Source organism: Streptomyces sp. NPDC093984 (assembly GCF_044764595.1).
Classification (GTDB): Bacteria; Actinomycetota; Actinomycetes; order Streptomycetales; family Streptomycetaceae; genus Streptomyces; species Streptomyces cynarae.
The window spans coordinates 308,881-320,695 of sequence record NZ_JBIWIM010000001.1; the positions used below are offsets into that span (position 1 = coordinate 308,881).

11 protein-coding genes and 1 pseudogene are annotated in these 11,815 nt (G+C 70.1%); 7 read left to right on the top strand and 5 right to left on the bottom strand.

Going from position 1 to position 11,815, the window contains the following annotated elements; all coding sequences use genetic code 11:
• Window positions 1–14 precede the first annotated feature (14 nt).
• Complete coding sequence (locus tag ACIRC0_RS01465; protein ID WP_403609724.1) at window positions 15–329, top strand: hypothetical protein; 315 nt, start codon at window positions 15–17, stop codon at window positions 327–329.
• Between the two features lie 99 nt (window positions 330–428).
• Here ACIRC0_RS01465 and ACIRC0_RS01470 read toward each other — a convergent pair whose 3' ends face one another.
• A complete protein-coding gene (locus ACIRC0_RS01470) occupies window positions 429–1,016 on the bottom strand; it encodes a hemerythrin domain-containing protein (protein ID WP_403609727.1) in 588 nt (195 codons plus the stop codon).
• 247 nt (window positions 1,017–1,263) lie between these two features.
• Here ACIRC0_RS01470 and ACIRC0_RS01475 point away from each other — a divergent pair, with 247 nt between their 5' ends.
• On the top strand, window positions 1,264–2,691 hold the full coding sequence (locus ACIRC0_RS01475; RefSeq protein ID WP_403612631.1) for a purine-cytosine permease family protein: 1,428 nt from the start codon (window positions 1,264–1,266) through the stop codon (window positions 2,689–2,691).
• Between the two features lie 19 nt (window positions 2,692–2,710).
• Here the strand turns inward: ACIRC0_RS01475 and ACIRC0_RS01480 are convergent, their stop codons facing one another.
• From ACIRC0_RS01480 to ACIRC0_RS01490, 3 genes are all read right to left on the bottom strand, one after another.
• Window positions 2,711–4,834 carry a SpoIIE family protein phosphatase gene (locus tag ACIRC0_RS01480; protein WP_403609730.1) on the bottom strand — a complete coding sequence of 708 codons (2,124 nt, stop codon included), beginning with the start codon at window positions 4,832–4,834 and terminating at the stop codon, window positions 2,711–2,713.
• Between the two features lie 217 nt (window positions 4,835–5,051).
• Entirely contained in the window at window positions 5,052–7,277 is a 2,226-nt protein-coding gene (katG, locus tag ACIRC0_RS01485) for a catalase/peroxidase HPI (RefSeq protein WP_403609732.1), read from the bottom strand.
• Window positions 7,278–7,311: 34 nt separating this feature from the next.
• A complete protein-coding gene (locus ACIRC0_RS01490) occupies window positions 7,312–7,749 on the bottom strand; it encodes a Fur family transcriptional regulator (RefSeq protein ID WP_200419479.1) in 438 nt (145 codons plus the stop codon).
• Window positions 7,750–7,884: 135 nt separating this feature from the next.
• On the opposite strand from ACIRC0_RS01490, the pseudogene ACIRC0_RS01495 reads away from it, so the two are divergent.
• A pseudogene (locus tag ACIRC0_RS01495) lies at window positions 7,885–8,163 on the top strand (transposase); the annotation flags it as partial.
• Between the two features lie 36 nt (window positions 8,164–8,199).
• On the opposite strand, the gene ACIRC0_RS01500 reads toward ACIRC0_RS01495, so the two are convergent.
• Entirely contained in the window at window positions 8,200–8,817 is a 618-nt protein-coding gene (locus ACIRC0_RS01500; RefSeq protein WP_403609735.1) for a TetR/AcrR family transcriptional regulator, read from the bottom strand.
• A 110-nt stretch (window positions 8,818–8,927) separates the two neighbouring features.
• On the opposite strand from ACIRC0_RS01500, the gene ACIRC0_RS01505 reads away from it, so the two are divergent.
• The 4 genes from ACIRC0_RS01505 (at window position 8,928) to ACIRC0_RS01520 (ending at window position 11,781) form a co-directional block, all read left to right on the top strand.
• Window positions 8,928–9,878, top strand: a complete 951-nt coding sequence (locus tag ACIRC0_RS01505) for a beta-ketoacyl-ACP synthase III (protein WP_403609737.1) — start codon at window positions 8,928–8,930, stop codon at window positions 9,876–9,878.
• Window positions 9,879–9,889: 11 nt separating this feature from the next.
• Window positions 9,890–10,210, top strand: coding sequence for a lysophospholipid acyltransferase family protein (locus tag ACIRC0_RS01510; RefSeq protein ID WP_403609740.1), 321 nt, complete (start codon window positions 9,890–9,892; stop codon window positions 10,208–10,210).
• Window positions 10,144–10,503: a lysophospholipid acyltransferase family protein gene (locus ACIRC0_RS01515; RefSeq protein ID WP_403612634.1), complete on the top strand. Its 360-nt coding sequence runs from the start codon at window positions 10,144–10,146 to the stop codon at window positions 10,501–10,503. Before ACIRC0_RS01510 ends, ACIRC0_RS01515 begins: the two co-directional genes overlap by 67 nt.
• Before the next feature lie 309 nt (window positions 10,504–10,812).
• Window positions 10,813–11,781, top strand: a complete 969-nt coding sequence (locus tag ACIRC0_RS01520; protein WP_403609743.1) for an SGNH/GDSL hydrolase family protein — start codon at window positions 10,813–10,815, stop codon at window positions 11,779–11,781.
• Window positions 11,782–11,815: the final 34 nt, after the last annotated feature.

The following is an 11,815-nucleotide window of genomic DNA, read 5'->3' on the forward strand; positions in this document are numbered from 1 at the left end:
GGTACTCGGCGCGCATGAACGACAAGCACCGCAACCACGACAGTGACGGGCGGCGGACGGCCGAGCAGGCCGCCCGGGAGCAGCGCGAGGCGGAGGACCAGCGCGCCGCTTCGCGTCCGTTCGAGTATCCCTACCCGGAGCGCCGGGCAGGCGTCAGGGCCCGGCGCCGCGTGACGGAAGAGGACGCGGACGCCGACATGGCGCCCGGCGTTCCCGGCGGCTACGGCACCACCGGTGGCGGCCAGCCGGGCGGCACGGGCGCGGCCCATCCGCCCCGGCCTTCCCGGCAGCAGCGCCGGGAGGGCGACGGCGACACGCAGGAGCCCTGACGGTGCCCACTGACAGGGCGACGCCACCGCCGGTGTTCCGCCGGCGGTGGCGTCGTCCGTCTGCCGGTGCGCACACGGTTGAGTGTGCGCCCGTGTGTCTCAGGTGCGGCCCGACGATCCGGTGATCGCGTCCTTCACCCGGTCGACCATCGACGCGAAGGGGCCGGTCAGCAACTGGGCCGCGGGCGATCCCGCAGCGGTGGGGTGCGGATGGGTCGGTGCCACCTTCTCGACCATCTGCAGCCTTGCCCCGAGGCCCTTGAGCTGCTCCTCGTCGCAACCGCGCCGCACCGCGGGGAACTCCTCCTGCTCCTCGTGCTCGGCGTGGTCGATGACGGCCTTCTCGAAGGCGGCGAGTTTCGCGTCGAACTCGGCACTGGTGACGTCCATCTTCTCCAGCTCGGCGAGGACCTTGTTGGCTTCCTCCTCCTCGTGGTTGCGGGCGTCGGCCTCGGCGTCACCGGCCGTCTTCTTCGCGGTGGGGCGCAGGATCAGCTCCTCCGCCGTCTCGTGCACCGCCAGCAGCGCCCTCAGCTCGTCGAACGTCTGCTTCTTCTGCTCGCCCTGCGCGCTCTTCACGTCGTCGAACAGGTCTCGGATACGTGCGTGCTGCTCCAGCAGGACGCGGACCACGTCGCCTTCCGGAAGCCTCGCCGCCTCCCTGCGTTCCATCGTCGCATTGCTCACGGCACTGCCCTCCTCTGAGCGTCGTTCACTGGGCGGGTAACCCCATCCCACTAGGGCAAACGGAACAAACAGGGCACAGGTCGCACACCGGCCTGCCACATATGCCCCCGGTCGCGCCGCCGCGTGAGGAGGAACGGCGGGCGTTGCGACGCACCTCTTGACCGGCCGCGATCAGGGGAAGATCGTGTGACCGGGGGCGGACCGGTACGCAGGAGGCGCCTTGACAAGCACATCAGCAGAGCCGCGGATGCCGGGCCTGGAGATCCGCTCCATCGACTACGTCCCCCTCGACGAACGCCACGGCAAGCTGTGGCACCTCGGGCCGCTGTGGTTCATGTCGAACGCGCAGATCGCCACGCTGGCGGTGGGCCTGATCAGCATCACCGAGGGCGGCAACCTCATCTGGTCGCTCATCGCGATCGTGGCGGGGACCGTCGTCGGCACCTTCTTCATGGCGTTCCACTCGGCCCAGGGCCCGCAACTGGGGCTTCCCCAGATGATCCAGTCGCGGCCCCAGTTCGGCTATGTAGGGGCACTTCTGGTGTGGCTCTTCGCCTACCTGCAGTACGCCGGGTTCAACGTCTTCAACACCATCCTCGCCGGGGACGCCCTGCACACCACGCTGCACGGAGGCGTCGACCTGTGGGTGGTCGTGGTCACGGTCGTCGCCTTCCTCGTCGCGCTGGTGGGCTACGACGTCATCCACCGGGCCGAGCAGGTGCTGACGTACACCTTCCTGGTCGTCTTCGGGATCTTCACGGTGGGGGTCCTGGTCACCCTGCACTACCCGCCGGGCTCCTTCGACCTCGGCGCCTTCCGGTGGACGCCGTTCCTCGCCCAGTTCGGCGTGGTGGCCGGCTACCAGATCAGCTGGGCCATCTACGTCTCGGACTACTCGCGGTACCTTCCGCCGGACGTGACGGTCCGCAAGACCTTCTACTGGACCTACTTCGGGTCGGCGCTCGGCGGCATCTGGCTGATGGTGCTCGGGACGCTGCTCGCCGCCTGGGCGGGCAAGGACTTCGACACCATCCGCTCGATCGACGCCGCGGGCGACAAGGTGTTCAGCGGATTCGGCGCGATCGTGCTGCTGTTCGCCGCGCTGGGGCTGGTGTCGGTCACCGCGCTGAACATGTACGGCGGGTCGCTGACGCTCATCAGCGCCATCGACTCCTTCAGGAGGGTGCGCCCGACGCTCGCCGTACGGCTCGTGACCATCGGACTGACCGCGGTGCTCTCCCTGATCGGCGCACTGTCCGCGACGTCCAACTTCCTTCAGAACTTCAACAACTTCCTGCTGCTGGTGCTCTACCTGTTCATCCCGTGGACCGCGGTCAACCTCATGGACTACTACGTGGTGCGCCGCGGCCACTACGCCATCGCCGAGATCTTCAATCCGCGCGGGGTATACGGGCGCTGGGGGTGGCACGGCATCATCGCGTACCTGGTCGGGTTCGCCGCCATGGTGCCGTTCTTCTCCGTCCCGAACCTCTACGTCGGGCCCGCCGCCGAGGCGCTCGGCGGAGCCGACATCTCCCTGTTCGTCGGACTGCCGGTCGCCGCGCTGCTGTACTGGCTGCTGACCCGGTCCATCGATGTGGAGGCCGAGAGGCGACTGGCCGAGGCGGAGGCCGCGGAACTGGAGCGAGCGGCACACGAGCACCGCGAACCGTAGGGCCTGTCCTCGGATCGGCTCATACGGCGGTCACGACCAGTGCGGCCTGGTCGTCCAGGGAGGTGTCGTGGGTGAAGGCGGCGACGGCGGTGGTGACGGACTCCAGCAGGGCGGCGGCGGTGGGCGGAACCGTGGTCAGCGTGTCGGCCAGCCGTTCCTCGCCGAACAGCTCGCCGGCCGGGGACCGCGCTTCGGTGATGCCGTCCGTGACGAGGACCAGGCCGTCGCCCGGGTGCAGGTCGACGCGCACGGGTGATCCCACACCGCCCAGGCCGAGGCCCAGCAGGAGGCCGGGCGGCACGAGCCGCTCGACGGTGCCGCCTGCGCGGCGCACGAGCGGCGGCACATGGCCGGCACGCATCAGGGTCACCGCCTGTCCGGTGGTGGTGTGCCGCAGTTCGCCGTAGACGAGCGACACGAACAGGTCCTGGCCCTCGGTGTGCTCGGCCAGGGCGTCGTTGATCGCGGCGACCACGGCCACGGGGTCGCGCAGCAGACGGGCGACCGCGCGGGCCGTGTGCCGGACCATACCGGTCGTGGTGGCGGCCACCGCTCCGTGACCGCACACGTCGCCGATCATGACGGCCCAGCGGTCGCCGGGCAGCGGGAAGACGTCGTAGAAGTCGCCGCCGACGTCGAGACCCTCGCCGGCCGGATGGTAGGAGGCCGCGAGGGCCGCGCCCGGCACCTGCGGCAGCTTCGGGGGCAGCAGCCCGGCCTGGAGTTCGTGCGCGAGCCGCACCCGGTGCGTGAACTGGCGGGCGTTGTCCGCGCTCAGAGCCGCCCGGCCGGCCAGCTCTTCGGCCAGTGCGACGACGTGGCCGTCCCAGTCCGGGTCTACGGCCAGCAGCGCCAGGGCGCCGAAGGTGGATCCGCGGGCCGTGAGCGGTACACAGAGGTAACCGGCGCCGTGTCCGCCGGGCTCGGTGCCGGGGCGGACCTCGATGAACCCGGTCTCCGTCGTGCCGGAGGCCAGCACGCGGGCGACCGCGCGGTCCACCGCCTCGCACCACTCCGGTGCCACGAGCAGCCTCTCGTGCGCCCGGGTCGCGGCCGCGGAGGCGATCCGGCTGTGGTGGCCGCCGTCGGCCACGTAGACGGCGCACATGTGCGCCAGGCCCGGGACCGTCAGCTGGGCCAGGCGCCGCAGGCTGTTCGAGTAGTGCTGTTCGCGCGCGATGGCGGTGCTCGCCTCCAGGACGAAGGCCAGGTCTTCGCGGGCCGAGCTCTCACGCTGCCGTGCGGCTCGGCCCGCCGCCACGGCCTGGTGCCGCTCGATGGCCAGGGCCGCGACGCGCGTGAAGGCGGCGCCGAGGGCCAGGTCCTTCAGTTCCGGGATCTTCGGCGTCCGGTGGTACATGGCGAACGTGCCCAGCAACCGGCCGTCCGTGCTCAGGATCGGGGTGGACCAGCAGGCCCCGACCCCCGCCCGCTTCGCCAGCTCGCGGTACTCCGCCCAGAGCGGATCGGTGGCGATGTCGGTACAGACCACCGGGGCGCGCCGGTACGCGGTGGTGCCGCAGGATCCCTGGCCCTCGCCGATCGGGACACCGTCGATCGCCTCGTTGTAGAAGTCGGGCAGGCTCGGGCCGGTGCCGTGCCGCAGCCGCCGGCCGTCGGCGTCGACGAGCAGCACCGAGACGAGCATGCCCGGGGAGAAGTCCTCGATCGTCCTGGCCATGCCGGTGAGAATCTCCTGCAGCGGGGCCTCGCGCGCGATCTGCTCCAGCAGGGCGCGCTGCTCCGCCGCCAGCAGCTGCGTGTCACGGTAGGCGGTGGTGTCCATGGCGATCACCACGACCCCGTCGACCCTGCCCACGGCGTCCCGCCGGGGCTCATAGGTGATGTCGAAGATCCTCTCCTGCTCCGCCCCCGGCTCCCCGAGGACCAGCCGTTTGTCCCGGGTGCGGTAGGGAACGCCGGTGCGGTACACCTCTCGGATGCGGTTGATCACGCCCTGCAGAGCCGCATCGGGTATCAGCTCGACGATCGGCACGCCGGTCCGCCTCCGGCCGCCGCAGACGATGTCGAAGAACGCCGAGTTCGCGGTCTCCACGATGTGGCCGGGACCGCTCAGGGAGGCGAAGATCACCGGGGCCGGTCCGAACAGGTCCGCGTCCGGCGGCCACTGGGGGGAGAGCATGGTCGCACCGGGTGGTCCTGGGACGTCGGGCCTTATGGACATGACCGGGCCCCCTTTCCGCTGTCCACTTCCAGACAATTTATACGTCTTTTTAGCGGAAGTTCAGGGTTGGGCGGATTTTAGCGGTATTCGGAGATGAGTGTGTCGTGCGGTGTCCACAAACGGACGACGCCCGGGCCGGCCGTGCGGGCCTGCCCGGGCGTCGTGATCGGGACGATCAGACGAGGTCGAACCGGTCGAGGTTCATCACCTTGTCCCACGCCGCGACGAAGTCCCTGACGAACTTCTCCTTCGCGTCGTCACTGGCGTAGACCTCCGCGAGCGCGCGCAGCTCGGAGTTGGAGCCGAAGACGAGGTCGGCCCGGCTGCCGGCCCACTTCAGCTCGCCGGTGGCGGCGTCGCGGCCCTCGAACGTGGTCTGGTCCTCGGAGGTCGCCTTCCACGTCGTGCCCAGGTCGAGCAGGTTGACGAAGAAGTCGTTGGTGAGGACGCCGGGCGTCTTGGTGAAGACACCGAGCTGCGAACCCTGGTGGTTGGCGCCGAGGACGCGCAGACCGCCGACGAGCACGGTCGTCTCGGGGGCGCTCAGGGTGAGCAGGTTCGCCTTGTCGAGCAGCAGGTACTCGGCCGGCAGGCGGTTGCCCTTGCCCAGGTAGTTGCGGAAGCCGTCCGCCGTCGGCTCCAGCGCCTCGAAGGACTCGACGTCGGTGTGCTCCTCGCCCGCGTCCACGCGGCCCGGGGTGAAGGGCACCTCGACCTCGAAGCCGGCTTCCTTGGCGGCCCTCTCCACGGCGGCGGCACCGCCGAGGACGATGAGGTCGGCCAGGGAGACCTTCTTGGCACCGGAGGAGGCGTTGAACTCCTGCTGGACACCCTCGAGGACGCGCAGCACCTGGGCGAGCTGGTCGGGGTCGTTGACCTCCCAGCCGCGCTGCGGGGCGAGGCGGATGCGGGCGCCGTTGGCGCCGCCGCGCTTGTCGCTGCCGCGGAAGGTGGAGGCGGACGCCCAGGCGGTGGTGACCAGCTGAGACACGGTGAGGCCCGAGTCGAGCAGCTTGGTCTTCAGGGTCGCGATGTCCGCGTCGTCGATCAGCTCGCCCTCACGCTCAGGCAGCGGGTCCTGCCACAGCAGGGTCTCCTCCGGGACCTCCGGGCCGAGGTACAGCGACTTCGGGCCCATGTCGCGGTGGGTGAGCTTGTACCAGGCGCGGGCGAAGGCGTCCGCGAACTCCTCCGGGTTCTCGTAGAACCGGCGGGAGATCGGCTCGTAGATCGGGTCGAAGCGCAGCGACAGGTCGGTGGTGAGCATCCGCGGGCGGTGCCTCTTCGACGGGTCGTGCGCGTCGGGGATGATCTCCGGGGCGTCCTTGGCCACCCACTGGTGGGCGCCGGCCGGGCTCCGCTCGAGCTCGTACTCGTACTCGAAGAGGTTCTTGAAGAACCCGTTGCTCCACTGGGTCGGCGTGGCGGTCCAGGTGACCTCCAGGCCGGAGGTGATGGCGTCCCCGCCCTTGCCGGTGCCGTAGGTGCTCTTCCAGCCCAGGCCCTGCTCCTCCATCGAGGCGGCCTCGGGGTCGGCGCCGACGTGGTCCGCCGGGCCCGCACCGTGGGTCTTGCCGAAGGTGTGGCCACCGGCGATCAGGGCGACGGTCTCCTCGTCGTTCATCGCCATGCGGCGGAACGTCTCACGGATGTCGCGGGCCGCGGCGATCGGGTCCGGGTTGCCGTTCGGGCCCTCCGGGTTGACGTAGATCAGGCCCATCTGGACCGCGCCGAGCGGGTTCTCCAGCTCGCGGTCGCCGGTGTAGCGCTGGTCGTCGAGCCAGGTGGTCTCGGGACCCCAGTAGACGTCCTCCTCCGGCTCCCAGACGTCCTCGCGGCCGCCACCGAAGCCGAAGGGCTTGAATCCCATCTGCTCCAGGGCGACGTTGCCGGTGAGGATCATGAGGTCGGCCCAGGAGATGCTCTGGCCGTACTTCTTCTTGACCGGCCACAGCAGACGGCGGGCCTTGTCGAGGTTGCCGTTGTCCGGCCAGCTGTTGAGGGGGGCGAAGCGCTGCTGGCCGGCGCCGGCGCCGCCGCGGCCGTCGCTGATGCGGTAGGTGCCCGCGCTGTGCCAGGCCATGCGGATCATCAGCGGGCCGTAGTTGCCGAAGTCGGCGGGCCACCAGTCCTGCGAAGTGGTCAGCACCTCGGCGATGTCCCGCTTCACCGCCTGCAGGTCGAGGGACTTGAACGCCTCGGCGTAGTCGAACTCCTCACCGAGGGGATTGGCCACGGCGGGGTTCTTGGCGAGGATCTTCAGGTTGAGCCGCTCCGGCCACCACTGGCGGTTGCCGCCGCCCTGCGTCGGGTGCAGGGCGCGCCCGTGCGCGACGGGGCAGCCGCCGCCTCCACCCTCCGTCTTCGGGTCTGTGACGACTGCGTCGTGGTTCTCGGTCATGGCAATCCTTCCGGATAAGAGCGGATCACGGTGCTCAGGAACTGCGGGCGGTGGAACATGCGGAGCACAGGCCCCAGTAGACGACCTCGGCCTCGTCGATCGAGAAGCCGTGGTCGTCGGACGCGGTCAGGCAGGGCGCCTCGCCGACCGCGCAGTCGACGTCGGCGACGGCGCCGCACGACCGGCACACGACGTGGTGGTGGTTGTCGCCGACGCGTCCCTCGAACCGGGCGGGGCTGCCGGCCGGTTCGATACGGCGTATGAGTCCCGCCGCGGTGAGCGCGTGGAGGGCCTCGTACACGGCTTGAAGCGAGATGTGTCCCACGCGGTCGCGCACTCCGGAGGCGATCGCCTCGACGCCGAGGTGGTCGCCTTCCCGGACGGTCTCCAGCAGCGCGACGCGGGCCGCCGTCACCCGCAGGCCGGCACCGCGCAGCTCCTCGGCGGTGGTCGGAGTCCGGGATGCGGTCATGGCGTCGAACCTACCCCCGCAAACACGAAGAGTTCAAGAAAACGAGCGAACCAAGTTTGGAGTGTCGCGGCGGGGGCCGTGCGCTCGGCACTTGTCCTGTGCCATCGAAGTTTGATCTTTGCCATCGAAGCAGGCCGAGGCCTGCGGCTGACCGGCGAGGGCGGACTGCCCCAGCAGCTGACCAAGCGGTTGCTGGAGTCCGCCCTGGAGGGCGAGATCACCGACCACCTCGGCCATGACAAGCGCGATCCGGCGGGCAAGGGTGGCAACTCCCGCAACGGAAAGCGCCCCAAGACCGTCCTGACGGACGTAGGGCCGGTAGAGACCGTGGTGCCCCGCGATCGGGACGTCTCGTTCGAGCCGAAGATCGTCAAGAGGCGGCAGAGGCGCCTGACCGGCGTCGACGAGATGGTCGACAGACCCGACCTTCGCCCGGTGAATGAGGTGTGGTCACACGACGTCTCGTTGGTGGACTCCCAGAAGCCGTTGCACTGCGCGGCGGGCGCGTCCAGATGCTTGCTCGTCGCGATGGAGCTGCAGGGAGTGGTTGAGAGCCAGCATGATCCCGACCAGCTCATACACCAGCTGGTCGGGGTCGGTGTCCGGAGGCAGGTCGCCAACGGTGATGGCGCGACGGATGTGGATACTCAGGTCGCGGCGCCAGAGTGAGTCCAGGCCGGCGAGGGCATCGCGCACCGGTCCGCCGCGGCCGTCGAACTCCGCCGCCGCTGCGGTGAAAAAACAGCCGCCGGGCAGCAGCTGCCGCTCCAGATACGACACCCACGCCTCACACAGCGCGCGCAGACGCGCCAGTCCCGGCGGCACGCCCCGGGCTCGCTGCGGCACTTCGCGGGCGAACATCTCCGCCGCGGCGTCGACGACGGCGAGTTGCAGGCTCTCCTTCGTGCCGAAGTGGCCGAGCACGCCGGCCTTGCTCATCCCCAGCTCGGTTGCCAGCCGGCCGATAGTCAGCCCCTCCAGGCCGTCCACGGACGCGAGAGCCAGACCACGGTCGACGATGCGTTGGCGGGTGCGGCCGGCCTCAAGGACGGAGTTGCGAGGACTCATGACATGGCATGGTAGCCGCTCACCTCCTCTTTAGCTTCCGACCGATCGGTTGCTATATTCCGGCGGACACCCGCCCGTCCTGCCACGCAGCCCGACTGAGGGAGACCGTCATGCCCGGAACCCGTATCGCCGCCCTGGGGCACTATCAGCCGTCCCGCGTGCTGACCAATGCGGACCTGGAGCAGCTCGTGGAGACCAGCGACGCCTGGATCCGCCAGCGCACCGGGATCGCCACCCGCAGGATCGCGGGCGAGGACGAGTCCGTCACCGACATGGCCGCGGCCGCCGCGGCCAAGGCCCTGGCCGCGTCCGGTCTTGTACCGGCAGAGATCGGCCTGGTCACCGTCGCGACCTGCTCCGCCATCGACCGCTGCCCCTCCATCGCCGCCCAGGTCGCCGCTCGCCTGGGCATCCCGGCCGCAGTCTGCTTCGACCTGAACAACGGCTGCGCCGGCTTCACCACCGCCCTGGCCTGCGCGGATCACTCGCTCAAGGCGGGAGCGGCCCGGCACTCGCTCGTCATCGGCGCCGAGAAGATGTCCGACGTCACCAACTGGAGTGACCGCAGCACCTGCATCCTCCTTGGTGACGGCGCAGGCGCCGCCCTGATCAGTGCGACGGAGACGGACCACGAGGGCATCGGCCCCGTCGTCTGGGGCTCCGACCCGACCCGCGGGAACGCGGTGCGACTGATGGACGCCTGGCAGCCGAAGTTCGCGCAGGAGGGCCAGACGGTCTTTCGCTGGGCCACCAGCGAGCTGCCCGCCATCGCCGAGAACGCCTGCCACCGGGCCGGCATCGCCACCACCGACCTCGCCGCAGTAGTCACCCACCAGGCCAATCTGCGGATCATCGAGGCACTGACCCGACGTCTCGACCTGAGGGATGACGTCGTCATCGCCCGGGACGTCGTCGACTCCGGCAACACATCCGCCGCCTCCGTCCCGCTCGCGCTGTCCAAGCTCGTCGAACGCGGCGAAACACCCTCCGGCGCTCCGGTGCTGCTGTTCACCTTCGGCGGCGGCCTCTCCTGGGCCGGCCAGGTCGTCACCTGCCCTTGAAAAGCCGGCCGATGCTCTACTCCCTCGCCCGACTCGTACTCGCCCCGCTACTGCGACTGATCTACCGGCCCGTCATCCGCGGCCGCGACAATGTCCCACGGCGCGGCCCGGTCATCCTCGCCAGCAACCACCTGTCGTTCATCGACAGCATCGTCATCGCGCTCTTGGCCCCGCGCCCGGTCCACTTCCTCGCCAAGAACGAATACTTCACCGGCCGGGTCTCAAAGGCGCCCTCACACGCTGCTTCTTCACCGCCTTCGGGTGCATCCCCGTTGACCGCCGAGCACACCGCAGCGCGCAGGCATCGCTGGACGCAGCCGAGCAGGTCCTGACCAGCGGCCGCGCCTTCGGCAGCTACCCAGAGGGAACCCGCTCCCTCGACGGCCGCCTCTATCGCGGACGAACCGGAGTGGCCTGGCTCGCTCTGACGACCGGCGCCCCCGTGGTGCCGGTGGCGCCGACGGGCACCGAACGGCTCCAGCCAGTGGGCAGGCGCTTGCCCCGCTACCACCGCATCACCGTGGAGTTCGGCACGCCACTTCAAATGCACCCAGTCCCAACCCGCAATGCGCCCAGCTCAGGCGCGGCGAGCCGCTACGGACAAGATCGTCAAGGCGATCGGTGACCTGTCCGGACATGAATACGCCCAGGTCTATGGAGGACGCCGGAAGCGGGGGCGTGTCACACATGAACCACATCGAGCGGAGCGCCGTAGTCGGAGCCTGAGTCACCCAGGCCACACAAACTTCAATGGCACACACTCGATGACCAGTGACACAGGACAGCAGTTTGAAGCGGGCATGCCACAAAATTCTCGCTTCCCGCCCCTGGTCCCGATGACGCGGCGACCGGTATACAGGCCCCGGCGAACGTGCGCCGGCCACCGCCCGACGCGGGCTCCGCGCGCCGTTCCGGCCTCAGGGGGAGGACTTCCATGGCGCACGCCAGGCTTTCCACGGCGCACGACACCCATCCGGGCGGAGCGGCGGGACGTGGAGCGGAGAGACCCGGAGCGGCGAGACGCCGCCGGTGGCCGCTCGCCGTGGGCGCGGCCCTCTGCGGTTGGGCCCTCTTCGCCACCTCCACGGCACCTGCCGCGGCGCACGAGGCGGGGACCGCCCGCGACACGCACTACGTGTCACTCGGGGACTCCTACACCTCCGGCCCCGTCATCCCCCGGCAGGTGGACGCCGCCTGCGCCCGCTCCGACCACAACTACCCCTCGCTCGTGGCGGCGGAGCGGCATGTGACCGCGTTCAGGGACGTGAGCTGCGGCGGCGCGACGACCGACAACATGTGGAAGGCTCAGGGCACCAACGCGCCCCAGCTCGACGCGGTGCGGCGCGACACCGATCTGGTGACGGTTCAGATCGGCGGCAACGACATCGGTTTCGGCTCCATCATCGCCACCTGCGCGCGCCTGAGCTCGCAGGACCCGACAGGCGATCCGTGCCGGCGCTCGTACGCCTCCTCCGGGGTCGACCGGTTGACGCTCGCCGTCGCGCAGACGGCGCCGAAGGTGGACCGTGTCCTGCGGGCCGTGCACGCCAGGGCACCGCACGCCCGGGTGCTCGTCGTCGGCTACCCGGACCTCCTGCCCGACGACGGCAGCGGCTGCTACCCCTCGGTCCCGTTCGCGTCGAAGGACTTCCCCTATCTGCGGGACACCGAGAAGCGACTGAACCTGATGCTCCGTCTGGTGGCGGAGTGGAACCGGGCGGAGTACGTCGACACCTACGGCCCCACGCGCGGCCACGACATGTGCAAGGCCCCGGCGGACCGCTGGATCGAGCCGTTGCAGCCGGCCTCGCCCGCGGCCCCCGCGCACCCCAACGCCCAAGGCGAGGAAGCCATGGCGCGAGCCGTGCTGGAGCGCCTGGGCGAAGGACGCGGACACCACTGAGCCGGACGGCACCCATAGCCCCGCCTTTGCGGCG

What these genes read in the sequence shown, in the direction of transcription:
- ACIRC0_RS01500 (WP_403609735.1), bottom strand. Translation starts at nt 8,817, where the DNA reads ATGAGTCCTCGCAACTCCGTCCTTGAGGCCGGCCGCACCCGCCAACGC.
- ACIRC0_RS01505 (WP_403609737.1), top strand. Translation starts at nt 8,928, where the DNA reads ATGCCCGGAACCCGTATCGCCGCCCTGGGGCACTATCAGCCGTCCCGC.
- katG (WP_403609732.1), bottom strand. Translation starts at nt 7,277, where the DNA reads ATGACCGAGAACCACGACGCAGTCGTCACAGACCCGAAGACGGAGGGT.
- ACIRC0_RS01465 (WP_403609724.1), top strand. Translation starts at nt 15, where the DNA reads ATGAACGACAAGCACCGCAACCACGACAGTGACGGGCGGCGGACGGCC.
- ACIRC0_RS01480 (WP_403609730.1), bottom strand. Translation starts at nt 4,834, where the DNA reads ATGCTCTCCCCCCAGTGGCCGCCGGACGCGGACCTGTTCGGACCGGCC.
- ACIRC0_RS01510 (WP_403609740.1), top strand. Translation starts at nt 9,890, where the DNA reads ATGCTCTACTCCCTCGCCCGACTCGTACTCGCCCCGCTACTGCGACTG.
- ACIRC0_RS01475 (WP_403612631.1), top strand. Translation starts at nt 1,264, where the DNA reads ATGCCGGGCCTGGAGATCCGCTCCATCGACTACGTCCCCCTCGACGAA.
- ACIRC0_RS01520 (WP_403609743.1), top strand. Translation starts at nt 10,813, where the DNA reads ATGGCGCACGCCAGGCTTTCCACGGCGCACGACACCCATCCGGGCGGA.
- ACIRC0_RS01490 (WP_200419479.1), bottom strand. Translation starts at nt 7,749, where the DNA reads ATGACCGCATCCCGGACTCCGACCACCGCCGAGGAGCTGCGCGGTGCC.